This is a genomic window from Caballeronia sordidicola, assembly GCF_001544455.2.
GTDB classification, from domain to species: domain Bacteria; phylum Pseudomonadota; class Gammaproteobacteria; order Burkholderiales; family Burkholderiaceae; genus Caballeronia; species Caballeronia sordidicola.
The window spans coordinates 92,351-117,874 of the sequence record NZ_FCOC02000002.1 but is presented as its reverse complement, the minus strand read 5'-3'; the positions used below and the strand labels follow the sequence as shown (position 1 = coordinate 117,874).

The following is a 25,524-nucleotide window of genomic DNA, read 5'->3' as shown; positions in this document are numbered from 1 at the left end:
GTTTCAGTCGATTGTAACGCGCTCGCTACAATACGCGCACATCCCACAGCAAGTTGCAGACCAGTAAAACATGCCAGAGTTGCCGGAAGTCGAAGTAACCCGACGCGGTATTGAACCGTTCGTGGCCGGACGCCGGGTCGAGCGGGTCGATATCCGCACGCCCGCGCTTCGATGGCCCATTCCCGCCCACCTTTCAAGGACGATGAAGGCGCTGAAAATCGACAAGGTCGAGCGGCGCGGCAAGTACCTGCTGTTCGAAACCTCTGACGGTTGGCTGATCGTGCATCTTGGCATGACGGGAACGCTGCGGGTTTTGCGCAATGTCCCGCGTCCGCCTGAAGCCGCGAAGCATGATCATATCGATTTGATCTTCGACGACTTCATTTTGCGCTTCCGGGACCCGCGACGCTTTGGCGCGGTGCTCTGGCATGCGCGCGAAGACGGCGACGTTCTCGTTCATCCGTTGCTTGCGGGGCTTGGCGTCGAGCCGTTCTCCGCCGGATTTTCCGGCGCCTTGATGTACCGCATGACGCGCGGGCGCAAGGTGTCCGTGAAACAGGCGCTGCTCGCGGGCACGATGGTCGTGGGCGTCGGCAATATCTATGCTTCCGAAAGCCTGTTTCGCGCGGGAATCCGCCCGACGGTCGCGGCCGGCCGCGTCTCGCTCGTGCGCTACGATCTCCTCGCCGGCGCCGTGCGCGCGACGCTTGCGGATGCCATCGAAAAAGGCGGCAGCACCTTGCGCGATTTCGTTGGCAGCAACGGTGAGTCGGGTTATTTCCAGCTCGATTATTTCGTCTATGATCGCGTCGGCTTGCCGTGCCACGTTTGCGGAACGGCCATCAAACACATCGTGCAGGGCCAGCGATCCACGTACTTTTGCCCGCGCTGCCAGCGCTAGCCGACATGCTCCAGCTCACCGACTTCTCCGCGCGCCTGATCGCGTGGCAACGCGTTCACGGCCGCCACGACCTGCCGTGGCAAAACACGCGCGACGCATACCGGATCTGGCTGTCCGAAATCATGCTGCAGCAAACGCAGGTTTCGACGGTGATTCCGTATTACGCGCGTTTTCTCGAACGTTTCCCCGACGTCAACGCACTCGCCGCCGCGCCTGTCGACGACGTCATGGCGCTCTGGGCGGGGCTTGGCTACTACTCGCGGGCTCGAAATCTGCATCGATGCGCCGACGCCGTCGCGACCGAACATGGCGGCGAGTTTCCCCGCAGCGTCGATGAACTCGCTGAATTGCCCGGGATTGGCCGCTCGACGGCGGCGGCGATTGCGTCGTTTGCCTATGGCGCTCGCGCCACGATCCTCGATGGCAACGTGAAGCGCGTGCTTGCCCGCGTGTTCGGCGTGGAAGGATTCCCGGGCGAAAAGAAAGTCGAGAACGCGATGTGGACGCTCGCCGAATCGCTGCTGCCCGATGCGGCCCACAAGGACGAAGTCACGGCCTACACGCAGGGTTTGATGGATCTGGGCGCGACGCTTTGCGTGCGCGGCAAGCCGGATTGCGTGCGTTGCCCGTTCGCGCCGGATTGCGTGGCGAACGTGACGGGACGGCAAAAAGAGTTGCCGGCGGCGCGGCCGAAAAAGACGGTGCCGACGCGCAAGACCTGGATGCTGGTTTTGCAGGACGGCGATACGGTTCTTCTGGAAAAACGCCCGCCGAGCGGAATTTGGGGCGGTTTATGGAGCCTTCCCGAAGCCGCCGACGAAGACGCGCTGGCGGCGGTCGCGCATAGCCTTGGCGGCACGAACGAGCTTCAGCGCCTGAGCCCGTTCACGCACACGTTCACGCATTTCAAGCTGGATATCGAGCCGCGTCTCGGGCGCGCGGACGCTGCAACCGAACTCGCCGATAACCACACGGTCTGGGCGCCGCTATCGAATATCGATGCTTATGGCGTTCCCGCGCCGGTGCGCAAACTCCTCGACGCGCTGCAGGGATCGCTGATTTAAGGCGGTCTTAAAACAGCTTCAAAGCAACTGATGCTGCTGCATGTAGTGATGCACGACATCTATACGCGCCGCCGCGTCTTCCAGTTCCATCAGCTTTTGCCGGGCGCGCATGGGAATGGGCAGAATCTCCGACAAACGGTTCGATACCCACGTTGGGTCATCGAGCAGGAATGGCTCGTTGAACGGCAGATCTTTCGGATCGCGCGCCTTGATCGCATCGATAATCCGCTCCAGAACCTCCGCGCACGCACCGAACTTCACCAGCGCCTCGGCGTCTTCCAACTGTGCGTCGTCGCCAATCGTCTCCGCCACGCCGACCAGCAGATTGCTCGGTTCCACACGGTGCGAAAGCAGCCGGAAACGCGTCGTGCCGCGCGCCTGGATCAGCAGCATGCCGAACGTGTCCACATCGCATTGCGTGATTTCGGCGAGACATCCAATGCTCTCCGGCACCGACGGATCCCCCGGCGACGCGATCTCGTTGCCGCTTTTCAGCAAGCAGACGCCAAACGGCGTGCCTTCGCGCAAGCACGCGCGCGCCATGTCGAGATAGCGCGCTTCGAAGATTTTCAAGGGGAGGCGGCCACCGGGAAACAGCACGGTGTGCAAAGGAAACAGCGGCAGGTCGGCGAGAAGGGGATTGGTGGACATCGCGCGCTTCTTTAAAAAGGCCGCCCGAGGGCGATCAGGTTTGCAAGGGCGCGACGTGGCCATCGAGGGCGATGGGTGCGTCGCGATGCCGCACAATCACATTGGCTTTCTCGCCAAAACGCGCGGCCAGCGTCTGGGCAATGAATACCGAGCGATGTTGTCCGCCCGTGCAGCCGATCGCCACCGTGAGGTAACTGCGGTTGTCTTCCCGGAACTGCGGCAACCATTTTGCAATGAATGTGCCGATGTCATCGATCATCTGGTGAACCATTGGCTGCGCCAGCAGGAAATCGATGACCGGCTGGTCCAGGCCCGTGAGCGGCCGCAGTTCGCGATCGTAATAGGGATTCGGGAGCGTTCGGACATCGAAGACAAAATCGGCGTCGAGCGGCACGCCGCGCTTGAATCCAAACGACTCGAACATCAGCGTGAGGCCAGCCGTTTCCTGCTCCACGAAGCTCTTGACCCAGGCGCGCAAGACGTTCGCGCGCAGATTGCTGGTGTCGATCTGATGGCCGAATTCCGCGAGTCCCGAGACCAGTTCGCGCTCGCGCTCGATCGCTTCGCCAAGCGAAGTGTGCAGCCCGACATCGGCGTCGTGCGTGGGCGAACCCGATAACGGATGACGGCGGCGCGTTTCGGAAAACCGCTGGATGAGCGATTGCGTGCTGGCGTTGAGGAACAGCACGCGAACATCGAACGATTGCGTGAGGCCGTTGATGATGGCCGGGACTTCATCGAGCGAACGGCTCGAACGCGCGTCGATAGCGACCGCCAGGCGTGCTTGTCCTTGTGAGTCGAGATACGCCGCGAGTTCGGGCAAAAAGCGCGGCGGCAAGTTGTCGACACAATAATAGCCGGCGTCTTCGAGCGCGTTCAGCGCGACGGATTTGCCAGAGCCGGAAGTGCCGGTAATCAGGATGATGCGCATGAATGGAGGACTCGGTCAGTTGGACTCGTTCGCTTGAGCAAAAGGTTCGGGTCCCGACGGCGCCGGCGCGACCGGTCAGTGCGACCCGGTCAGATCAGCTTGCCGGGGAACTGGCTCTCCGGATCCTGCATGGCAAGGCGCTGACGATCCATGAAATCCCGCAGCGTATCGATACCCCGCAGTTGCAGAATCGTGTTGCGCACTGCCGCCTCGACCAGCACGGCGAGGTTCCGGCCCGCCGCGACCTGAATGGTTACCTTGCTGATCGGCAACCCGAGCACATCGACAGCCTGGCTTTCCAGGGGCAAGCGCTGGAATTCGCCGTCCGGACGCCGCACGAGCTGAACGATCAGCTTGAGCTTCATTTTCCGCCGAACCGCCGTTTCACCAAAGATGGTTTTGATGTCCAGCAGGCCGAGACCGCGCACTTCGAGCAAATTCTGCAGCAGCGGCGGGCAGCGTCCTTCGACAAAGTCGGGGCCGAGGCGCACGAAGTCTACGGCGTCGTCCGCGACAAGACCATGACCACGGCTGATCAGCTCCAGCCCAAGCTCGCTTTTGCCGAGGCCCGAGTCACCGGTGAGCAGCACGCCCATGCCGAGGATATCGAGAAATACGCCGTGAAGCGTTGCGCGCGGCGCGAGTATCCGGGACATGTAAAGCCGCAGGCTGTCGATCACGGCCGCCGCGGACATGCGCGTGGTGAAAAGCGGAGTGGACGAACGCGTGCATCGCAAGACCAGTTCGGGCGGTGCGCCGACTTCACCCGCGACCACCAGGAAAGGCGGCTCGAGCGCGATCAGTTCCGCCATGTTGCGCGAGCGGTCTTCGTCGGACTGACGCTGGTAGTAGGTGATTTCGGCGTCGCCGAGTACCTGGATGCGATTGGGGTGAATCAGGTTCAAGTGGCCGACCAGATCGGCGCTCGATGTGGCATTGGCGACTGTCTCTGTCGAGAAGCCGCGTTCCCAGCCTTCGTGACCCGTCAGCCAACTGAGTCTCAGCGCGGCGGCGTTGTCGTCGAAAATACTCTGGGCGTTGATGCTGGACGTATCCATGAGGCCGGAACTCCGTGAGGGGCCGCGAGCGCTGGGCAATCGAAGGGGCTGGGTTGGCCCGATCAATGCTCCGCTCAATAGGACTGATTGTGCGCTAGAAGGGCCGCCGGCGCGAGAGGGCTGCTCGCGCCATGTGCGTGGTTTCAAGCAGGTTTGACGGACTTACGGTTGCCATTGCGTGAGAAGCTGATGCAGCGCCTCACGGTTTTCTTCGGTGTTCAGGCGTTCGCGCGTGTCCCGATCGGACAATAACTGCGCGATCTCGGACAGGATTTCAAGGTGCTGTTGCGTGGCCTGCTCCGGGACGAGCAGAAAGATCAGCAGCGACACGGGCTGGCCATCCGGCGATTCGAAAGCGATGGGCTCGGCGAGACGCACGAACGCCGCAAGCGGGTGCTTCAGGCCCTTGATACGCCCGTGGGGAATGGCGACACCTTCGCCCAGACCGGTCGAGCCGAGGCGCTCGCGCGCGAAGAGATTGTCGGTGACGGTGCTGCGGCCAATGCCGTTCTGGTTCTCGAAGATCAGGCCCGCTTGCTCGAATACGCGTTTCTTGCTGGTGACGGACAGTCCGAGGACGACATTTTCGAGGGGAAGAAATTTGGCTAAACGATTCATGTTGGCAGGCAGATGCGTGGCCTGAATTCTCCTCACGGTGGCGACTTCAGAAGCTCAAGTGCACTGAGCGCTCACGGTGATTTTGGTTAGGAATGCGCGGAAGACCGAGATCTGGCTTCACTCGCTCGTTTCGTTCCGCTCGTTTCATTCCGATGTAAACAACCCCGGCATTATCCGGATCATTATAGAACAGCGTCCTGAGCGATGGTGCGGCGCGCAATACGGTCCGCGCGTTTGGTGCCAGGAACGCAACAGTCAGCAATCGAAGCTTCATCTGCAAACGCCCGGCAAAAGACAACCCGGATTGCCGGAGACAAAAAAGCCGCCTGCTGTCAGGCGGCTCCTGCCGGTTGCAGTCCGGCAATGCTTGGTCCGGACTCCGGCGCATCGGAAAAATCCGTTTTCCCGCTACGCCGGCCAACTTTTGATGCAAACCTCTAAACACGCCCGTCAAATTACGGCGCGGGCGCTTCGCTTTCTTGCGGTGCATACTTCATTGTTGCATGCGCATGGCCCTGGATCTTGTCCTTATGGCGGATGACTTGCCGATCCAGCTTGTCGACCATCAGATCGATCGCCGCATACATATCAACGTCACAACTTTCGATGAAGATGTCCTTGCCTTTCAGGTGCAGGTTGATTTCAACCTTTTGCCGCTTGTCCTTTTCCCTATGATTGTCGACCGAGAGGACCACACTGCCGTCGATCACCTGATCGAAGTGCCGTAGCACTCTATCCAGTTTGGTGATCACATATTCTCGCAACGCAGGCGTCAATTCGAGATGGTGTCCACTGATCTGCAGATTCATAGTTGCTCTCCAAGCTAATGGCCGCCTGGTCGCTTTTTCGCTGCTGAAAACCGGTCGCTGCGCCCGCGGTTGGCCACTCCATGGAACGGCGGAACAGATCGGGAAACGCATTGGCCGGCTCGTTCACGTATTCGCGACGCGGCCGGTAAAGGCCCGCCGCAACATGCAGCGGGCTACAGAGACTTTCGCAGGTTCACTGCCGGAATCTTCAGGGCTTCGCGATATTTGGCCACCGTGCGGCGCGCCACCACGAATCCTTGTTCCGCCAGCAATTCGGCGATGCGGCTGTCTGAAAGAGGAGATTTTGAGTCTTCAGCTCCTATCAGTTGCTTGATGAGGGCCCGGATCGCCGTGGACGATGCCGCGCCACCCGTGTCGGTGGAAACGTGCGATCCGAAGAAGTACTTGAATTCAAGCGTCCCGAATGGGGTGAGCATGTACTTACCGGTTGTCACACGTGAGACGGTGGATTCGTGTAAACCCAGCGTATCAGCAATCTCCCTCAAAACCAAGGGCCGCATTGCAATTTCACCATGTGCGAAAAAGTTCTTCTGACGTTCCACAATTGCTTGTGCAACGCGAAGAATCGTCTCGAATCTTTGTTGAATATTTTTGATCAGCCAGCGCGCTTCCTGCAGTTGCTGACGCAACGAGCCACTGCCCGGATCGCCGCGATTGTTGCGTAGAATATTCGCGTACAGGTGATTGATTCGAAGCCGGGGCACGATTTCCGGATTCAATTCTGCAGTCCATCCGCTCGACATCTTGCGCACCAGAATGTCCGGCACGACATAGTCCGCCTCGCTCTTGCCAAATGCCGCGCCCGGAAACGGTTCGAGCGAACGGATCAGCAAGTGCGCATCCCGCAGTGCGTCATCGGAGGCTTTGAGTTGCTTGCGCAGGCGCGTGAAGTCGCGAGCGGCGAGCAACTCCAGATGATGCATGACAATATCCAGCGCGAGCGTCCTGATGGGCGACGGCGCGAGCCGCAACAATTGCAGCTTCAGACATTCCGATGCCGAGCGCCCGCCGACGCCTGATGGATCGAAGCTCTGCAATAGCGCGAGCGCGGCGCTCAGCTCATCAAGATCGACCTCGAGTTCCTCTGGCAGATCGGCTTTGACTTCGTCAAGCGACGAAGTGAGATACCCGTCTTCGTCAAGGGATTCGATCAGAAAGGTAATCAGCGCACGATCGCGCTGATTCGCTTTCGTCATGCGCAACTGCGACATCAGGTGATCTCGCAGCGTGGTGGTGGATTCGTGGATTTGCAGCGGGGGCAGGTCGTCGTCATCTGAGCCGCTGTTCGAGCGGCCATAGTCTTCCAGGTTCCACGAACTGGAATCCGGGCCGTTGTCCGACGAACTCATGCCATTGTATTCATCGACGCCTTGAGGGTCGCCATTTTCCGAGCGCTCAGTGGTGCTGCTGCTCGAAGACGTACCATTGCTCATCATGGGCTCGGGCGCAGTCACCGATGCCCCCGACGTGATCAGCGATCCGTCCGCCGCCACGCGCAGCGGACTGGTGGTCCAATCGTCCTCGTTTTCGAGCAAGGGGTTCTGCGCGACAGCCATCGCGACTTCCTGCTGCAATTCGAGCGTCGACAACTGCAGCAGCCGGATGGACTGCTGCAGTTGTGGGGTCAGCGCAAGATGCTGCGATAGGCGAAGTTGGAGGCTGGCTTTCATGGCAAGGTTTTAATCATTGTAGAGAGTTTGCCACGGGCGCGAAACCTCGCGGGGATCGGCCAAAAACAAGCGTGCCGCCCGCGGGCGGCACGTAAGAATTGCTTGAGGACGCTTCAAGGCCACGCATTGCCGCCCACAGGGGCTTTGTGGCACCGCGAGGCGTCCGTTCACGCCGTCACATGCGGAAATGTTCGCCGAGATACACGCGCCGCACACTCTCGTTTTCGATGATCTCACTCGGCGCGCCGGCCGCGAGCACGCTGCCGTCGCTGATGATGTACGCGTGGTCGCAAATGCCGAGCGTCTCGCGCACGTTGTGGTCCGTGATCAGCACGCCGATGTTCCGCTGCTTCAGGAACTTCACGATCTTCTGGATTTCCAGCACCGCGATAGGATCGACGCCCGCGAACGGCTCGTCGAGCAGGATGAAAGCGGGATTGGTCGCGAGCGCGCGGGCAATTTCGACTCGGCGGCGTTCACCGCCCGAGAGCGACAGCGCCGGGTTTTCACGCAGATGCGCGATCTGGAGTTCGTCGAGCAATGCTTCCGCCCGGTCCGTGATCGCCTGCTTGGAGAGCGGTTTATCGTTCTCGCCGGTCTGCAATTCCAGCACCGCGCGGATGTTCTGCTCGACGGTGAGCTTGCGGAACACCGATGCTTCCTGCGGCAGATAAGACAGCCCGAGGCGCGCGCGCTGGTGGATCGGCAACAAGCTGATTGACGTGCCGTCGAGTTCGATTTCGCCTGCGTCAAGCGGAACCAGGCCGACGATCATGTAGAACGAAGTCGTCTTGCCCGCGCCATTCGGTCCGAGCAGCCCGACCACTTCACCGCTTTTGACGTCGAGCGACACGTCTTTCACGACCGTGCGCGAGCCGTAGCGTTTTTTCAGATTGCGGACGGTGAGCGAACTGCTCGTTCCCTCCGGCTTTCGATGAGGCATGGCGGGCGAATTCACGGCTGCGGCGATCCTTGCATCGTGTTGGACGGGGTGAGCGTGGCCGGCGCGCCGGTCAGCGGCGCTGCACCGCCGTTGCGCGGCGCGAGCATGGCGCGCACGCGGCCCGTGGGGTTGCCGGGACCCGCGACGTCCTTGCCGGCTTTCGCCGTATAGAAGTCTTTCTGGCCGTCGTAGGTGATCACGCTGCCGTGCACTTCGTCCTGAATCTTGGTCAACCCCACGAGACGGCGCACCACTGCGCGCGTGGTGAGCGTGGTGAGGTCCTGTTTGCCGTCGTAGTCGATCCGCACGGCATTGCCTTCGATATATTCATCCAGGCCGTCGCGTTTCTGGCGGAAATACGAGAGATTGCTGCCCGTCGACGTGCCGGTTGCGTACTGATAACCCTGCGGGTCCTGCGTGACGTCCACGCGGTCGGCCTTGATGATGATCGTGCCTTTGGTCGCGACCACGTGACCCGTGAAAATGTTGACCTGCTTCAGGTCGTCATAGGTCATGTTGTCCGCTTCAATGTTCAGCGGCTTGTCGTTGTCGGCGCGTTCGGCGTGCGCTGCCGGGGCGAAACCCGCCAGCGGCAACGCCACGCAAGCTGCCGTAATCCCGAATTGCACGAAGCGTGCGGCGCGGTGCATAAATGCAGCGCGGGCTGCACGCAAACGGCCTGATTCGGGTCGGGGAAACGGTTTGTTCATGCAGTCACACTTGAATGGATTAAGCGCAATTCGTCGGAACTGCCGGGTTTATCTGGACGAGGTGCCGAGCGTGTCGGAAGCGGCAATCTGGCCGCGTACCGTCCCAAAGAGCTTCATTACCCGGGTCGCGTTGTTGTAGTTCATGCCGTCGCCCGTCATCACGGACGGACCGCGCTGAAGTTTAACCGGCTTTTCTGTTTCGATGACATCGTCATTCACGAGGATCCGGAAGTGCTCGGAATCCGCCGTCATCTGCGGATCGCCGAAACCCGCCACGCGCAGCAAATGGGCGTTTTCGTATAAATCGACAATCGATACATCGCCGTTCACCGTCCCGCGCTCCGAAGTCGCGGTGACAGTGGGCCTCAGCGGCTGGAACATGCGCATGGCCGGCTTGACCAGGTCGCTGTTTTCGTCGTCCTCGTAATGCACCATCGAGATCGCCGTCAGCCGGTATTGCGTCGTACCGGTGGTGTCGAGTTCGGAGACCGAAAAGTTGTTGGCGAAGTAGTCGGGCGCGTGTTCTTTCGGGCGTTCCGGCGTTTGCGGCGGCGGCAGCGTGGCCTGCAGCAACCAGTACGTGATGCCGGCAAGGGCCGCCATGGCGACGAGCGGTAACAGCGAGGTCAGTTTGGTCGGGCGCGCCATGGGATTCAGGCTCCAATGGCCGCTGCAAGCAGGCCGTCATAGCGGTCCTGCGCACGCAGGATCGCGTCGCAGACTTCGCGCACCGCGCCTTCACCGCCGCGTTTCGATGCCGCGAAATGCACGCGTTGCAGCACTTCTTCGTGCGCGCTTGCCGGCGCCGCCGAAAAACCGCACAGGCGCATGACCGCGAGATCGGGCCAGTCGTCGCCCATGTAGCCGCATTCGCTCGCTGCAATGCCGGTGCCTTGCAGCAGTTCGGCCAGCGCGACGGTTTTATCGGCGACGCCCTGGTGGAGGTGCGTGATGCCCAGTTCGCCCGCGCGCGCCGCGACAATGCCCGAGTTGCGGCCCGTGATGATGGCCGTTTGCACGCCCACCGATTGCAGCATCTTCACGCCATGGCCGTCGAGTGAATTGAAGGACTTCATGGCGTCGCCGGCGGCCGTGAAGAACAGGCTGCCGTCGGTGAAAACGCCGTCGATGTCGAAAATCATCAGCTTCACGCGGCTTGCGCGACTGCGCACGTCTTCCGTTGCGGCAATATCGGGCGTGAAGGAAAGAGTCGACATCAGATTACCTTCTTGGAAAAGAGGTCGTGCATGTTCAAAGCGCCAATCAGGATTGCGTTTTCATCCACGACGAGCATCTGATTGATGCGATAGCGCTCCATCAGTTCCACCGCTTCCACCGCGAGATGGTCAGGACCGATGGTTTGCGGATGGCGCGTCATGACGTCCGCCAGCGGCAGCGCGCGGAAATCGCCGTCGCGCTGGAGGATGCGGCGCAGGTCGCCGTCGGTGAAAATGCCTTCCACGTGATTGTTCTCGTTGACCACGGCCGTCATGCCCATGCGCTTCGCGGTGATCTGGAAGAGGGCGTCGGACACGGTGGCGTCGAGGGATACGACCGGCACTTCGGGTCCCACGCGCATCACGTCGCGAACGTAGGTCAGCAGGCGGCGGCCGAGTGCACCGCCCGGATGCGAGCGCGCGAAGTCGTCCGGACCGAAGCCGCGGGCGTCGAGCACGGCGACCGCGAGCGCGTCGCTCAGCGCCAGAACCGCGGTCGTGCTGGCCGTGGGCGACAGGTTCATCGGACAGGCTTCCTTGTCGACGTGCGCGTTCAAATGCACGTCGGCGAGTTTCGCGAGGCTGGATTCGGGGCTTCCCGTGATGGCGATCAGCTTGGCGCCGAGGCGCTTGATGATGGGCAGGATGGCGACGAGTTCAGAGGTTTCGCCAGAATTCGATAACGCGATAAACACGTCGTCAGCGGTTACCATGCCAAGATCGCCGTGGCTGGCTTCCGCTGGATGAACGAAGAAACCGGGCGTGCCGGTGCTCGCGAGCGTAGCCGCGAATTTGCGGGCGATATGCCCGGACTTTCCGATGCCCGATACCACAACGCGGCCCTTGCATCCGAGAAGGAATTCCACGGCGCCGGTGAAGTTGTCATCGAGTTGAGCAGACAGGCCTCGCACAGCGTCGGCTTCAATTTCGAGCACGGTGCGAGCCAGTGCGAGTGCCCGGTCGCCATTGATTTTCGCTATCATGCGCGGAGTATATCAAAGGCACCTTTATGCCGCGCCGGACGGGCGCTGCCGGGCTTTTGCCCAGCGGCGCTTCCGCGCTCATCCGCCCACGCAGGTCGTGCCTCAGCCGCGCTGATTCGAGCGCGCGGGGAGGCCGATCTGCAATCCAACGACCAACGAGGATGCTAGACGGATGACTTCTCCGCTTGAAATGACGTTGCTGTTACTGCTGTGTTCAGTGGGCGGCGTCGTCGTGTTCCGGTTTTTCAACCTGCCGCCCATGCTGGGGTATCTGGCGGTCGGGATCATTGTCGGGCCGCATGCCGCGGGCATTGCGCCGGACAGCGAGCGCGCGCAGCATCTCGCCGAATTCGGCGTTGTGTTCCTGATGTTTTCCATCGGGCTTGAGTTCTCGCTTTCGAAATTGAGGTCGATGCGAAGGATTGTGTTTGGACTTGGCGCGAGCCAGGTCGGCGGGACGATCCTGCTCGCGCTGCTGTTTGGATGGATCGCGAATTTCTGGACCGGCATGTCGTGGGAAGCGAGCATCGCGCTTGGCGGCGCATTGTCCATGTCGTCCACCGCGATTGTTTCGAAAATGCTCGCCGAACGGCTCGAACTCGAATCCGAGCATGGCCGCAATATCTTCGGTGTGCTGCTGTTCCAAGATCTGGCCGTGGTGCCGCTCCTGATCATCATTGCGGCATTTGGCAACGGGAATTCGAAGGAACTGGCGTTCTGGCTCGCCATTGCCGCCGTGAAGATCGTGGTTGCGCTGACGGTGTTGTTGTTCATCGGCCAGAAGTTCATGACGCGATGGTTCAACATTGTGGCGCGCCGGCGTTCGCAAGAACTCTTCATGCTGAACCTGTTGCTGGTGACGCTGGGCGCCGCGTTCATCACCGATAAATTCGGCCTGTCGCTCGCGCTCGGCGCTTTCATTGCGGGGATGCTGATTGCGGAGACGCCTTACCGGCATCAGGTGGAAGAGGACATCAAGCCGTTTCGCGACGTGCTGCTCGGCCTCTTCTTCGTGACGACCGGCATGCTGCTCAATCCGCGCGTGATCTGGGAACATCCGTTTCTCGTGGCCACGTTTTTCGTCGTGCCTATTCTGCTCAAGGCCGTGATGATCACCGGACTGGCGCGGCTTTTCGGTTCGCCGCCGGGTGTCGCCATGCGCACCGGCCTGAACCTCGCGCAAGCCGGCGAGTTCGGTTTCGTGCTGCTGAACCTGATTCTCGACAAACATCTTGTCGAGCCTGTTCTGCTGCAGGCCATTCTTTCGTCGATGCTGCTTTCCATGCTCGCCGCGCCGTTCATCATCCAGAACGCCGACAGGATCGTGCTGCGGCTTTCATCGACGGAATGGTTGCGGCAATCGTTGCAAATGACGCGCATTGCCACGCAAAGCCTGAAGCAGAGTGGCCACGTGATCATTTGCGGCTACGGCCGCGCGGGGCAGAACCTGGCGCGCATGCTTGAGCACGAAGGCTTGTCTTACGTTGCGCTCGACCTGGATCCCGATCGCGTGACGGCGGCCGCCGCGGCGGGTGAAAGCGTGGTGTACGGCGACGCCGGGCGGCGCGAGGCGCTGGTCGCGGCCGGTTTGCATCGGGCGGCGACGGTCGCCATCACGTTTGCGAATACGCCGTCCGCGTTGCGTGTGTTGCACAGCATTCACGAACTGGAGCCCACGTTGCCGACCATTGTGCGTACCGTCGACGACGCCGACCTTGAGAAGCTGATTGCATCGGGCGCGACGGAAGTGATTCCGGAGATCGTGGAAGGCAGCTTGATGCTGGCTTCGCATACGCTCGTGCTGATGGGTGTGCCGATGCGTCGCGTGGTGCGTCGTGTGGAAGAGATGCGGGACGAGCGTTACAGCTTGCTGCGCGGCTATTTTCACGGCGCGGATGATACCGATGACGAGGAACGCCGGGAGCAGGTGCGGCTACAATCGGTTCCCGTCGACGAAAACGCCGACGCCGTCGGCCGTACGCTTGACGAACTTGGGCTGGTCGATGATGGCGTCGAGGTGACGGCGATTCGGCGGCATGGGATTCGTGGCGTGGAGCCTGATCCTGACACCAAGTTGCGCGCGAGCGATATTGTCGTGCTGCGCGGTTTGCCTGAAGCGCTGCAGCGGGCTGAAGAGCGGTTGTCGCGCAATCGCCGTGCGGGCGCGGCAGCCTGACGTTTTTCCGGAGAGAACATGTCCTCAATCGCAGCGCCGGTGGCGCCCGCCTTGTCCAATCCCGCGAGTTTCATCCGCGAGCGAATCCGCACCGTTCCCGACTGGCCGCAACCCGGCGTGCAATTCCGCGATATCACGCCTGTGTTGCAGGACCGGCGTGCGTTGCGCACGTTGATTGATCTGCTGGTGCAGCGCTATATAGATGCGCGCATTGACACGATTGCGGGACTTGATGCGCGTGGTTTTATTATCGGGCCGATTCTCGCTTATGAATTGAGTCTGGGTTTCGTGCCGATCCGTAAGAAGGGGAAGTTGCCGTACAAGACCTTGTCGCAGTTGTACGAGCTTGAGTACGGCAGCGCGACTGTCGAGATCCATGAAGACGCGTGCAAGCCTGGCGAGCGCGTGGTGATTGTGGATGACTTGATTGCGACCGGCGGCACGATGATGGCCGGCAAGATCCTGCTGGAGCGGTTGGGCGCGGTGGTGGTGGAGGGTGCGGCGATAGTTGATTTGCCGGCGCTGGGCGGATCGAAATTGCTGCGCGAATCCGGGTTGCCATTATTCACGGTTTGCGAATTCGACGGCCATTGATGGGAGCGTCTTGAAACCATGCCAAATTTCCTTTTGTTTCTTGCGGCGTCCATAGCAATAACGGCTGCGCCGGGGCCCGATAACCTGCAAGTGTTGGCGCGGGGAATATCGCAGGGGCGTGCGGCTGGACTGGTCGCGGCATTAGGTTTTGCGGCGGGCATTTCGTTTCACACGACGCTGGCCGCACTGGGTGTGGCGGCGTTATTGAAGTCATCGCCGATTGCTTTTGAGGTTGTGAAATTGGCGGGTGCGGCCTATTTGATCTGGATTGGAATCAAGGCGATTCGGAGCAAGGGGTTATCGAGTGCGCATGAGCGGCCGAGCCAGCCGTTGACGGTGGTATTTCGTCAGAGCGTGATTGGCAATCTGTTGAATCCGAAGGTGACGTTATTTTTCATCGTATTCCTGCCGCAGTTCGTAAATCCGCACGGAGTGCAAAGTGTGATGTTGCAGATGTTCGAATTGGGCGGAGTATTCATGCTCCAGACGGTCGTGGTGTTCTCGGTGTTTGGCGTGGCGGCGGGAATGATTGGAGCATATTTGAAGCGCCGCCCGAAGGTAGGCATATGGTTGGACAGGTTAGCGGGCGCGACCTTCATAGGATTAGGAATCCGCGTAGCGATAAAAGATTAAAGAAAACGCGCAGAAGCAAAAGAGCTTGCCCGAGAGCGCTGATGGCGAAGCGTATGGATGTAGGAATTCGGAGGGGGAGGGTTTCAGGTGTTGGTGGTTATGGCGGCAACGGTTCTTTTGAGGTCCCAAGCAGATAAAACTGCACGCTCGGGACACTTAAGAGTTAGCGGTTGAAAGGCGTTTTCTTTGCTTCGTTTCTTTTTCGCCGTTGGAAAAAGAAATGAAGTCCCGCCACGGACAGTGGCTAAAAGTGCTAAAGAAATGAGCCAAAACGAAACACGCGAAAGCCTGAGCAGCAGAAGAACCTACGCAAGACCACGCTGTACAATCCCCGCCTTTTAATCAGCCGGAGCCTAACAAAAAAATGCTTCTTCCAGCGATCAAAGCAGCGCGCAACTTCGATGCATCGGCGCATTTGCCGTTTTACATCGCTGGGGAGCGAATCGGCTGGATCCGCCGCACGGACGTGTCTGCATTAAACCCATGGCCAGATGTATTCGAGATCAAAGAAACCTCGATCCACCTATCCGAAAACTTCGAAACGTTAGAAGCCCGAAGCGCCGCGTTAGGCGCGGTAATTGGCATGCTCGCCGCTGACGGCCGCATCCCGGGCTGGCGCAACGAAACATACGCGATCCGCAATACTTTCGACGCAGAACCCTTGGCATTCATAGAACGTGCGGCCTCGCGTTTCTTCGGCACAATGACATACGCGGTGCATCTAAACGGTATCGTGGAAGAACGGGGCCACGCGCCAAACCTCTGGATAGCGCGCCGCAGCGAGACCAAAGCGACCGACCCTGGCATGCTCGACAACGTGGTGGCGGGTGGTATTGGCTGGGGAATGGGGATTGAGGAAACGCTAGCAAAAGAGTGCTGGGAAGAAGCCGGCATGTCGGCGGACCTGGCTGCAAAAGCAATATCCGGACGTGTATTCCACGTGCTGCAATCGCTACCCGAAGGTACTCAGGCCGAACAAATCTACGTTTTCGACCTGACCCTGCCGGCGGACTTCGCGCCACACAACCAGGACGGCGAGGTTGGCGAACACAGCCTTGCGCGGATAGACGAAGTTGCGCGATGGATAGAAGAGGGCGCGCTTACTGTCGACGCCAGTCTCGCCACGCTCGATTGCCTGCTGCGCCGCCAATGGATAGACGAAGAAGCGTGCGAAGGCATGCAGGCGGTTTTTTCGCCGCCCGTGCTATGAAATATTTCAAAGGAGTATCGGTTCATGTCGACCGAACATAGTTTTATCTTGAAGTTGTCGTGTCCGGATCGTCCGGGGATCGTGCATGCGGTGTCCGGATTCCTGTTCGACCTTGGCAGCAACATCCTGGACTCGGCGCAATTCGGCGACAGCCACACCGGCGAGTTCTTCATGCGCGTGCATTTCCAGCAAGTCGGCGGCGACCCGGGGCTTGAAGCATTGCGTACGTCGTTCAGTCCGCTTGCCGATCAGTTCGGCATGAAATGGGAACTGCACGATGCATCGGTCAAACCGCGCGTCATGATCATGGTGTCGAAGATCGGGCATTGCCTGAACGATTTGCTGTTCCGGTATCGCACGGGACAACTCGCGATCGAAATTCCGGCGATTGTTTCGAATCATCGGGAGTTCTATCAACTCGCCGCAAGCTATGACGTCCCGTTTCATCATTTGCCGCTGATGGCGTCGACGCCCGAAGCCAAGGCTTCGCAGGAAGCGCGCGTGCTGGAAATCGTGGAACAGAACAAGATCGATCTGGTCGTGCTCGCCCGCTATATGCAGATACTGTCGCCTGAATTGTGCACCGCGCTCAATGGCCGGGCGATCAATATCCATCATTCGTTCCTGCCGAGTTTCAAGGGCGCGAAGCCTTATTACCAGGCGTTCGATCGCGGCGTGAAGTTGATCGGCGCGACTGCGCATTACGTGACAACGGATCTGGATGAAGGCCCGATTATCGAACAGGAAGTGGAGCGTGTGGACCACAGCATGGCGCCGGATCAGTTGACGGCGATCGGCCGTGACGTGGAATGCGTGACGCTCGCGCGCGCGGTGCGCTGGCACGTCGAGCACAGGATCGTCCTGAACGGCAGCAAGACGGTGGTGTTCAAATAAATCGAAAAGCTGGCGGAACTTGCATTCAAGCGCCGTCAGTTTCTCGAGTTAAACCATTGAGCTAAACCAGTCTCAGATAAACCAGTTCGCGCTTGATGTAAGCATAGAAAATCGGCGCAGCGATTACGCCCGGAAGGCCGAACGCGGCTTCCATGGCAAGCATTGCCAACAGCAGTTCCCACGCGCGCGCTTCAATCTGCCCGCCAATGATTCGCGCATTCAGGAAGTATTCGAGTTTGTGAATGACGATCAGAAACCCAAGCGAAGCCACTGCCGTTCCGAACGACACGGAAAGCGAGATAGCGACGATCAGCGCGTTGGAAATCAGATTCCCGATGACCGGCAACAATCCGACAATAAACGTCACCATCACCAGCGTTTTCGATAACGGCAGCCGCTCGTGAAACAGCGGCAATGCGACCAGCAAATATAAAGCGGTGAATGCGGCGTTAATGGCGGATATTTTCACCTGCGCGAAAACAATACGGCGAAACGCCTCCGAGAACCGCGTCACACGCGTGACGAGCGCTGTGGAAAGCGGCAGCCGATGCGTTGTGCGCGGCGTGCCCACGGCGATGATCGCGCCAATGATCATCCCGATCAGCACGTGTCCGAACCCGCGCGCCGCGTCCTTGCCGCCCTGCTGCAGCATGGCGGCGTGTTTCTGCATGAGGTCGGTCGCCTTGTCCTTCATCTGCTCGGAATCGACAGGAAGGTAGTTCGCAATCCAGTTTGGCACCTGCAGACGGGCGTGCGACGTGATCATCATGAGTTGATCGAGCAGTTTCTGGACGCTCGGGACATCGCGCTGAAAATGATCGATGGTTGCGACCGTCGCACCCGCCAGCCCGCCCACTATGACCACGGCCAGAATCACGACCGCGACCCAGCGGGCGCGTCCGCTCGTCATCGTTTTTTCGATGACCGGCGCAATGGTGTGCACGAGCTGGAACACGAGCATGCCGGCCAGCAGCGCGCCGAGCAGTTGCAGATGCAGCACCGCGAACATGCCGGCGAACGCGACAAGATAACTGCCGATTTCCACCGCGGACAGTTTCGGCATGCTCATGTCGCTCGTCAGCCGGACCGGCCGGACTGCGGGCCTGTTCTCGGCCGCTTCGTTGCGCTTTGCCATGAATCCTTCGGTCTCCTGCCGCGAACGGGTTACAGAGTGCTACGGCCCGATAACGGGCCGGCTCAAGGTTGCGGGTTGTGCTTGTTCGTCATGCAGCCGATCTCGGCCGTTGCAGCAAGGGCGCGAGATACCGGCCGGTAAAACTGGACTTCGATTTGGCAACCTGCTCGGGCGTCCCCTGCGCGATGATCTGGCCGCCGCCCGCGCCGCCTTCGGGACCCAGGTCGATCACCCAGTCGGCGGTTTTGATTACATCCAGATTATGCTCGATGATTACGACAGTATTACCCTGATCGCGCAGGCGGTGAATTACTTCGAGCAGCAGCGCGATATCGTGGAAATGCAATCCGGTCGTCGGTTCGTCGAGAATATAGAGAGTCCGACCCGTGTCACGCTTGCTCAGTTCCAGCGAAAGCTTCACGCGCTGGGCCTCGCCGCCTGAAAGCGTGGTCGCCGACTGGCCGAGGCGGATATAACCCAGACCGACGTCGAGCAAGGTTTTGAGCTTCCGCGCGACGATCGGGACCGGCTTGAAGAACTCGTACGCCGCTTCAACAGTCAGGTCGAGCACTTCGTGGATATTCTTGCCCTTGTACTGGACTTCGAGCGTCTCGCGGTTGTAGCGCTTGCCGTGGCAGACGTCGCAAGGCACGTACACATCGGGTAGAAAGTGCATCTCCACTTTCAGCACGCCGTCGCCCTGACAGGCCTCGCAGCGGCCGCCCTTCACGTTGAACGAGAACCGGCCGGGATCGTAACCCCGTTCCTTCGATGCCGGCACGCCCGCGAACAACTCACGGATCGGCGTGAAAAGACCGGTATAGGTCGCCGGATTCGAGCGCGGCGTGCGGCCAATCGGCGATTGATCGACGTTGATGACCTTGTCGAAATGCTCAAGCCCTTCAATGGCTTCGTAAGGCGCGGGCTCGGTCGCCGATCCGTACAGATGCTGCGAGACGGCGTGATACAGCGTGTCGTTGATAAGCGTGGACTTGCCCGAGCCCGATACGCCGGTCACGCACGTCAGCAAGCCAACTGGCAAGTCGAGCGAAACGTTTTTCAGGTTGTTGCCATATGCTTCGATGATCCGCAGCCGCCGTTCGTCGGGCGGCGTGCGGTCGGTCGAATAGCTGATGCTGCGTTTGCCCGACAAATACTGACCGGTCATTGAGTTCGGGTCGTTCTGGACATGCTTTGCCGTGCCTTGCGAGACAATCTCGCCGCCATGCACGCCCGCGCCCGGACCCATGTCGACCACATAATCGGCCATGCGGATCATGTCTTCGTCGTGCTCGACCACGATCACCGAATTGCCGATGTCGCGCAGATGCTTGAGGGTATCGATCAGCCGGTCGTTATCCCGCTGATGCAAGCCGATGGACGGTTCATCCAGCACGTACATCACGCCGGTCAGGCCCGAGCCGATCTGCGACGCGAGCCGGATGCGCTGCGCTTCGCCGCCCGAAAGCGTCTCCGCGCTGCGTTCCAGCGACAAATAATCCAGCCCGACGTTATTCAGGAACGTCAGCCGCGCGACGATTTCCTTGATGACCCGATCCGCGATCTCGGCCTTCGAGCCTTCCAGCCGCAGCGTCTGGAAATAGCCGAGCGTATCGCGCAGCGGCCAGCCGCTCACTTCGTAAATGGCCCGCGCATGCTCGCCCGTGCCGAGCTTCACGTTGCGCGCTTCCGTGCGCAGCCGCGTGCCTTCGCACGCCGGACACGCTTGGTTGTTCTGATATTTCGATAATTCCTCGCGCACCGCCGCGGAATCCGTTTCCTTGTAGCGGCGCTCCAGACTCGGGATAATCCCTTCGAACGCATGCTCGCGAACAGTCGTGCGGCCACGCTCGTTGATGTACGAAAACGGAATCACCTGCTTGCCGGAACCGAACAGCAGGATCTTTCGGACCTTTTCGGGCAGGTCCTCGAACGCGGCATCGAGATCGAATTCGAAGAACGACGCCAGGCTTTGCAGCATCTGGAAATAGAACTGGTTGCGCCGGTCCCAGCCTTTTACCGCGCCCGCCGCCAGGGACAATGACGGATGCGCGACCACACGCTTCGGGTCGAAGAACGTGATCTGTCCAAGGCCGTCGCATTCCGGGCACGCGCCCATGGGGTTGTTGAACGAGAACAGGCGCGGCTCGAGTTCCTGCAGCGAGTACGAGCAGATCGGGCAGGCGAATTTCGAGCTATATAAATGCTCGCGCTCCGAATCCATTTCGAGCGCGATTGCTCGGCCATCGGCCAGGCGCAACGCGGTTTCGAACGATTCCGCCAGCCGCTGCTTCATGTCCGGCCGAACCTTCAAGCGGTCGATGACGACATCGATAGTATGTTTATCGTTCTTTTTCAGCTTCGGCAGCGACTCGATCTCGTAGATCTTCGCGACGCCTTCATTCGCCGTGCCGCCGCCCGAGCGCACGCGAAAGCGGATAAAACCCTGCGCCTGCATGGCTTCGAACAACTCGGTGTGCTCGCCCTTGCGATCCGCGACCACGGGCGCGAGGATCATCAGCTTGGTTTCCTCGGGCATGGCGAGCGCGGCGTCGACCATTTGCGACACGCTTTGGGCTTCCAGCGGAATGTGATGATCCGGACAGTGCGGCGTACCGACGCGGGCAAACAGCAACCGCAGGTAGTCGTGAATCTCGGTGACGGTGCCCACCGTGGAGCGCGGATTATGCGAAGTCGCCTTCTGTTCGATCGAAATTGCCGGCGACAAACCCTCGATCAGGTCCACGTCCGGCTTTTCCATCAACTGCAGGAACTGGCGAGCGTAGGCGGAGAGACTTTCCACGTAACGGCGCTGGCCTTCCGCGTAGAGCGTGTCAAAGGCGAGCGACGATTTCCCCGAACCTGACAAGCCCGTAATCACGATCAGCTTGTGACGCGGCAAGTCGAGATTGATGTTTTTGAGATTGTGGGTGCGAGCCCCACGAATACGAATTTCTTCCATGAATCCGGGCGGAAAGTAAGGGGGCTAAACCTGCTACTATAACGACTTTTCGAGAGCGCGTTGCCCGCGCTCATCGGCGTCAATCAAGCGTGCAGCGGGTCTGCGAAGGATGTTTTTCGACCTTCGCATGGGGTCGGGGCGCGGTCTCGAAGCACGTTGGAAGCTCTTTGGGAAGCACAAATTCCGCCTCGGCCGTCTGTCTCATATAGTGCCGTTCCCGGCAACCACAAGATGGCCGCACTCGTGCTCCGTGTTCGCGCGCATGGCCTGACGCGTATCCACATTACCTCGCCCCGATGTCCAATCCGTCTGCTACGTCCACACGTCTGAGCGCGCCAGAGTTGCGTGCGACCGTGTCGCTTGCCGCAATCTTCGCGCTGCGCATGCTCGGTCTCTTCATGATCATGCCGGTGTTTTCCATCTACGCGAAGACGATTCCCGGCGGCGACAACGTGCTGCTCGTGGGCATTGCGCTGGGCGCTTACGGCGTCACGCAATCGCTGCTTTATATTTTTTACGGCTGGGTCTCGGACAAGCTCGGGCGCAAACCGGTTATCGCGTTCGGACTGGTGATTTTTGCCATCGGCAGCTTCGTGGCGGCGGTCGGGCATTCCATGACGTGGATTATCGCCGGGCGTGTGATCCAGGGAATGGGCGCGGTTTCGTCGGCGGTGATTGCGTTTATCGCGGATCTGACGACTGAAGAAAACCGCACGAAAGCCATGGCAATGGTCGGCGCGAGCATCGGCGTTTCGTTCGCGGTGGCCATTGTGGGTGCGCCGATCGTGTTCCAGTGGGTCGGCATGAGCGGACTGTTCACGCTGATTGGATTTTTATCGATACTCGCCGTGGGCGTGGTGATCTGGGTCGTCCCCGACGCGCCCCGGCCGCCCGTTCACGTGAAAGCGCCGTTTGCGGAGGTGCTTCACAACGTCGAATTGCTGCGGCTGAACTTTGGCGTACTTGTCCTGCATGCCACGCAGACGGCCTTGTTCCTGGTTGTCCCGCGCATTCTGGAAGCGGGCGGTTTGCCTGTTGCGGCGCACTGGAAAGTCTATTTGCCGGTCATGGGACTTGCGTTCGTGCTGATGGTGCCGGCAATTATTGCTGCTGAAAAACGCGGCAGGACGAAGGCTGTCATGCTTGGCGCGATTTTCCTTATCCTGATTGGCCAGTTGTTATTGGGCGCGGCTCCTCATACTCTGTGGTCAGTGGCCGCAATCTTGTTTGTCTACTTTCTGGGCTTTAACGTGCTGGAGGCGTCGCAACCGTCGCTTGTCTCCAAACTGGCGCCAGGTACGAGGAAAGGCGCGGCAGCGGGGGTTTACAACACGACGCAGTCGATCGGTCTCGCAATCGGTGGCGTGATTGGCGGCTGGCTGTTGAAAGTAGATGGCCAGAGCGCCGTGTTTTTCGCGTGTTCCGCGCTGGTGCTGGCATGGCTGATCGTGGCAACGAACATGAAGCCGCCGCCGCAGAAGATCCGGCGCACGGCATGATGAATCGGGTTAGCGCGCTGCATTGAATTGAATCGTATTGAATTGAACTGAATTGAATTAACAGGAGAAATCATGGCATCCGTCAACAAGGTCATTCTGGTCGGAAATCTGGGCGCTGATCCGGAAACCCGCTATCTGCCGAGCGGCGACGCCGTGGCCAACGTCCGTCTCGCCACTACCGATCGTTTCAAGGACAAGACGTCCGGCGAAATGAAGGAAATGACGGAATGGCATCGCGTGACCTTTTTCGGCCGGCTGGCGGAAATCGTCAATGAATACCTGAAAAAGGGCTCGTCCATTTACGTGGAAGGCCGTATTCGTACGCGCAAATATACGGATCAGGCGGGCGTGGAAAAGTACGCAACCGAGATTGTGGCGGAACAGATGCAAATGCTGGGTGGACGCGGCGGCGCGGGCGGCGGCGGTGGCGGCGATGAAGGCGGCTACAGCAGCCGCGCTCCGGCCGAACGCAGCGGCGGCGGTGCGAGCCGTGGTGGTGCATCGGGCGGACGTCCTGCGGCAGGAGGCGGCGCAAGCCGTCCGAGCGCTCCGGCGGGCGGCGGTTTCGACGAAATGGACGACGACATTCCTTTCTGACCTAAAAATCGGCGCGGGACGGTGAAAGCTGGACCCGAAGTTTCTTGCTCATTCAGTCGTGAGCGCGAAACTTCGGGTCTTTTTTCGTTGTAGAGACCAAAACACAAAATCGAGCGTTGTCATTTCACCACGAACTGATTTGGCTTACGCAATCGTTTGCGTGCGTGATTTTCGAAAGAGTTGTTCGTTTTTATCGACGAAGGTCCGAAAGCTCATCACCAGATTGAATCCCGCGCGCTCCTGTAGACGGCGCTTTAGCCGCGTGCTGCAAAACATTCGCGATCTTTAGAACCAATGTATGGATGCGGTCTTCTTGGAATGACCTTCCACGTCTTCTCGGTATTAACAGCTCTTTCCTCAATGGAATCAGAGTAGTGGAAAGTTTCTAAACGAGCGCGAATAGGACGATTCGTATTGAGCGCCCGGTCGGTTGAAAACTACTCTGGGCATCGTTCAAGTACGGCATGGCCGTGCATTGGACAACTCCACGACGGCGCAGGCGAGCGCCGCACTGAGGGGAAATAAGTCAAATCTTATAAAGCGCCCGATCTCGTGAAGCCAACATTGAGAGTGTTCCTATGTTGAGCGGCTTGGCGCCCGTGTTCTTATGCGTAACGGCGTGTTGCCGAATCAATCGTTGCCGGATCGGCCCTGATTAACCGACGTGCAAACAATAAAATGAGAGGGCGCATTGAAACTGCGAATCGTTCTGGCAGACGATCACCCGTTCGTGTTGCTCGGCATCCGAGCGACATTCAGCACGGATGAAAACCTGGAAGTCGTAGGCGAGGCCGCAAGCGCGGCTGCCCTGCTGCGCTTGCTGGTTACCACGCCTTGCGACGTGCTGGTGACGGATTTCGCCATGCCCGAGCTGGGTTTGCAGGCCGAAGACGGACTTCGTCTGATCAAGCGGGTGCGGCGCGACTGGCCGGAGATCCGCATCGTCGTGCTGACCAGCATGAGCAATGTCGCGATTCTCCGTTCAATCCTGAGCGCCGGTGCAATGGGTCTGCTCAATAAGGTCGAGTCAATGGATGAGCTCGCGGCCGCGGTCAAGTTTGCGGGCGTCGGGCGCCGGTACTTGAGTTCATCGGTTGTCGACGCACTGGCCGTGGCCGGCGCGGAAAACGACCTGCTCGGCGAAGGTCCACGCCTGTCGCCTCGGGAAATCGAAGTCGTGCGCATGTTCGCAAGCGGCCTCTCGATCACCGAGATCGCGCGTTTCATGGAACGCGACGTGCGCACCATCAGCCGTCAAAAACGCGACGCCATGAGCAAGCTCGGAGTCCAGAACGATCCAGGACTGTTCGCGTTCGCGCGCGCTTACGGCCTCACATGATGAGAGTTCTGAACTTGAAAGGCTTTCAGAAGCATCTTATGTCGATGCCGGTGCAGATCAACGATCCTGCAGCGGGCCATGCAAATGCAGGCAAATTGCAACCCGCCGAGAGCGGACGCATCACCCGGGCGGACATCGGGTTTAACGAGGTTAGTAAATGATTGCGTTCACTCAACGAATCAGGTTGGCAGTTGCCGACGATCATCCACTGGTCGTCCTGGCCATCGAGCGATTGATCGCGAATGTGCAGAACATCGAGATTGTGTGCCGCGCGCAGGATTCCACGGGTCTGATTGCCGCGCTGGAAAAGCAGGAATGCGATGTCGTGATCATGGATTTCTACATGCCGGGCGGTACGCACGGCGACGGCATAGACCTGATCAAGTTCATTGTCGAAAATCATCCGAAGACTGCGATCGTCATTTTGTCCATGACAACGGACGCCGATCTTATTGCCCGGGCGCTCGATGCGGGCGCGAACGCCGTGGTCAGCAAGCAGGATCGTCTGGAACTGATCTACGTGGCGATCGTCACGGTGCTCGCGAACGAGGATTATCTCGGGCCGTCGGTGCGCGCGCTTTTGGCGGACGCGACTTCGGCGCATCGCGTGGACATGATCCGGCAAAAGCTCACGCGCCGTGAACTCGACGTAATCGGACGCTACGCACGCGGCGGAAATGTCACGGAAATTGCGCGCGAGCTCGGCCGCAGCGTCAAGACGATCAGCGCGCAAAAATGCGCGGCCATGCGCAAGCTCGAATTGAATACGGATGCCGAGCTATACCGGTTCGCGTTCGACAGCGGTCTGGTTCAGGTGCAACGGCCGGGGCCATAGCCGGAAACTGTACTGGACTACAAGATTCATGAGCCCAGGGGATACACGGGCCGTCACGTAGAGCGCGGAAACAA

The 25,524-nt window shown here is 59.7% G+C and carries 26 protein-coding genes; 12 read left to right on the top strand and 14 right to left on the bottom strand.

The window, feature by feature from the left end; genetic code table 11:
- Positions 1–70: 70 nt before the first annotated feature.
- Entirely contained in the window at positions 71–901 is an 831-nt protein-coding gene (gene mutM, locus AWB64_RS03710) for a bifunctional DNA-formamidopyrimidine glycosylase/DNA-(apurinic or apyrimidinic site) lyase (RefSeq protein ID WP_060817289.1), read from the top strand.
- Positions 902–906: 5 nt separating this feature from the next.
- Positions 907–1,965 (top strand): A/G-specific adenine glycosylase, encoded by a 1,059-nt coding sequence (gene mutY / locus AWB64_RS03705; RefSeq protein ID WP_060817288.1) that lies wholly within the window; start codon positions 907–909, stop codon positions 1,963–1,965.
- Positions 1,966–1,983: 18 nt separating this feature from the next.
- Here the strand turns inward: mutY and AWB64_RS03700 are convergent, their stop codons facing one another.
- From AWB64_RS03700 to kdsD, 12 genes are all read right to left on the bottom strand, one after another.
- Positions 1,984–2,616, bottom strand: a complete 633-nt coding sequence (locus AWB64_RS03700; RefSeq protein ID WP_060817287.1) for an LON peptidase substrate-binding domain-containing protein — start codon at positions 2,614–2,616, stop codon at positions 1,984–1,986.
- A gap of 34 nt (positions 2,617–2,650) precedes the next feature.
- Positions 2,651–3,547, bottom strand: a complete 897-nt coding sequence (gene rapZ / locus AWB64_RS03695; RefSeq protein ID WP_060817286.1) for an RNase adapter RapZ — start codon at positions 3,545–3,547, stop codon at positions 2,651–2,653.
- Between the two features lie 89 nt (positions 3,548–3,636).
- Entirely contained in the window at positions 3,637–4,605 is a 969-nt protein-coding gene (gene hprK, locus AWB64_RS03690; RefSeq protein WP_060817285.1) for an HPr(Ser) kinase/phosphatase, read from the bottom strand.
- A gap of 162 nt (positions 4,606–4,767) precedes the next feature.
- Positions 4,768–5,223: a PTS IIA-like nitrogen regulatory protein PtsN gene (gene ptsN, locus AWB64_RS03685; RefSeq protein WP_056357931.1), complete on the bottom strand. Its 456-nt coding sequence runs from the start codon at positions 5,221–5,223 to the stop codon at positions 4,768–4,770.
- 46 nt (positions 5,224–5,269) lie between these two features.
- Positions 5,270–5,713, bottom strand: coding sequence for a hypothetical protein (locus AWB64_RS31480; RefSeq protein ID WP_157766582.1), 444 nt, complete (start codon positions 5,711–5,713; stop codon positions 5,270–5,272).
- A complete protein-coding gene (gene hpf, locus AWB64_RS03680) occupies positions 5,679–6,032 on the bottom strand; it encodes a ribosome hibernation-promoting factor, HPF/YfiA family (protein ID WP_060817284.1) in 354 nt (117 codons plus the stop codon). Before hpf ends, AWB64_RS31480 begins: the two co-directional genes overlap by 35 nt.
- Before the next feature lie 173 nt (positions 6,033–6,205).
- A complete protein-coding gene (locus tag AWB64_RS03675) occupies positions 6,206–7,723 on the bottom strand; it encodes an RNA polymerase factor sigma-54 (protein ID WP_060817283.1) in 1,518 nt (505 codons plus the stop codon).
- 175 nt (positions 7,724–7,898) lie between these two features.
- Positions 7,899–8,666, bottom strand: coding sequence for an LPS export ABC transporter ATP-binding protein (gene lptB, locus AWB64_RS03670; RefSeq protein WP_200945735.1), 768 nt, complete (start codon positions 8,664–8,666; stop codon positions 7,899–7,901).
- Between the two features lie 11 nt (positions 8,667–8,677).
- The gene (gene lptA / locus AWB64_RS03665) at positions 8,678–9,376 is read right to left on the bottom strand and encodes a lipopolysaccharide transport periplasmic protein LptA (protein WP_060817282.1); all 699 of its coding nucleotides are present in this window, start codon (positions 9,374–9,376) and stop codon (positions 8,678–8,680) included.
- A gap of 48 nt (positions 9,377–9,424) precedes the next feature.
- Positions 9,425–10,024, bottom strand: coding sequence for an LPS export ABC transporter periplasmic protein LptC (gene lptC, locus AWB64_RS03660; RefSeq protein ID WP_060817281.1), 600 nt, complete (start codon positions 10,022–10,024; stop codon positions 9,425–9,427).
- 5 nt (positions 10,025–10,029) lie between these two features.
- Positions 10,030–10,593: a KdsC family phosphatase gene (locus tag AWB64_RS03655; RefSeq protein WP_060817280.1), complete on the bottom strand. Its 564-nt coding sequence runs from the start codon at positions 10,591–10,593 to the stop codon at positions 10,030–10,032.
- A complete protein-coding gene (gene kdsD / locus AWB64_RS03650) occupies positions 10,593–11,576 on the bottom strand; it encodes an arabinose 5-phosphate isomerase KdsD (protein ID WP_060817279.1) in 984 nt (327 codons plus the stop codon). Before kdsD ends, AWB64_RS03655 begins: the two co-directional genes overlap by 1 nt.
- 172 nt (positions 11,577–11,748) lie before the next feature.
- On the opposite strand from kdsD, the gene AWB64_RS03645 reads away from it, so the two are divergent.
- The 5 genes from AWB64_RS03645 (at position 11,749) to purU (ending at position 17,083) form a co-directional block, all read left to right on the top strand.
- Complete coding sequence (locus AWB64_RS03645) at positions 11,749–13,752, top strand: monovalent cation:proton antiporter family protein (RefSeq protein ID WP_060817278.1); 2,004 nt, start codon at positions 11,749–11,751, stop codon at positions 13,750–13,752.
- 18 nt (positions 13,753–13,770) lie between these two features.
- A complete protein-coding gene (locus AWB64_RS03640; RefSeq protein WP_060817277.1) occupies positions 13,771–14,346 on the top strand; it encodes an adenine phosphoribosyltransferase in 576 nt (191 codons plus the stop codon).
- A gap of 18 nt (positions 14,347–14,364) precedes the next feature.
- Positions 14,365–14,979, top strand: coding sequence for a LysE family translocator (locus AWB64_RS03635; protein WP_060817276.1), 615 nt, complete (start codon positions 14,365–14,367; stop codon positions 14,977–14,979).
- A gap of 364 nt (positions 14,980–15,343) precedes the next feature.
- Positions 15,344–16,189 carry an NUDIX hydrolase gene (locus tag AWB64_RS03630; RefSeq protein WP_060817275.1) on the top strand — a complete coding sequence of 282 codons (846 nt, stop codon included), beginning with the start codon at positions 15,344–15,346 and terminating at the stop codon, positions 16,187–16,189.
- 24 nt (positions 16,190–16,213) lie between these two features.
- Entirely contained in the window at positions 16,214–17,083 is an 870-nt protein-coding gene (gene purU, locus AWB64_RS03625; RefSeq protein ID WP_060817274.1) for a formyltetrahydrofolate deformylase, read from the top strand.
- A gap of 61 nt (positions 17,084–17,144) precedes the next feature.
- Here the strand turns inward: purU and AWB64_RS03620 are convergent, their stop codons facing one another.
- Both AWB64_RS03620 and uvrA read right to left on the bottom strand, forming a co-directional pair.
- Complete coding sequence (locus tag AWB64_RS03620; protein ID WP_060817273.1) at positions 17,145–18,218, bottom strand: AI-2E family transporter; 1,074 nt, start codon at positions 18,216–18,218, stop codon at positions 17,145–17,147.
- 88 nt (positions 18,219–18,306) lie between these two features.
- Positions 18,307–21,180, bottom strand: coding sequence for an excinuclease ABC subunit UvrA (uvrA, locus tag AWB64_RS03615; protein WP_060817272.1), 2,874 nt, complete (start codon positions 21,178–21,180; stop codon positions 18,307–18,309).
- A 296-nt stretch (positions 21,181–21,476) separates the two neighbouring features.
- Here uvrA and AWB64_RS03610 point away from each other — a divergent pair, with 296 nt between their 5' ends.
- From AWB64_RS03610 to AWB64_RS03595, 5 genes are all read left to right on the top strand, one after another.
- Complete coding sequence (locus AWB64_RS03610) at positions 21,477–22,679, top strand: MFS transporter (protein ID WP_060817271.1); 1,203 nt, start codon at positions 21,477–21,479, stop codon at positions 22,677–22,679.
- A gap of 72 nt (positions 22,680–22,751) precedes the next feature.
- Positions 22,752–23,276 (top strand): single-stranded DNA-binding protein, encoded by a 525-nt coding sequence (locus tag AWB64_RS03605; protein WP_060817270.1) that lies wholly within the window; start codon positions 22,752–22,754, stop codon positions 23,274–23,276.
- Between the two features lie 691 nt (positions 23,277–23,967).
- A complete protein-coding gene (locus AWB64_RS03600) occupies positions 23,968–24,615 on the top strand; it encodes a response regulator (RefSeq protein WP_060817269.1) in 648 nt (215 codons plus the stop codon).
- A complete protein-coding gene (locus AWB64_RS31475; RefSeq protein WP_157766581.1) occupies positions 24,612–24,776 on the top strand; it encodes a hypothetical protein in 165 nt (54 codons plus the stop codon). The genes AWB64_RS03600 and AWB64_RS31475 overlap by 4 nt, the downstream gene beginning before the upstream one ends.
- Positions 24,773–25,450, top strand: a complete 678-nt coding sequence (locus AWB64_RS03595; RefSeq protein ID WP_060817268.1) for a response regulator — start codon at positions 24,773–24,775, stop codon at positions 25,448–25,450. Before AWB64_RS31475 ends, AWB64_RS03595 begins: the two co-directional genes overlap by 4 nt.
- Positions 25,451–25,524 lie beyond the last annotated feature (74 nt).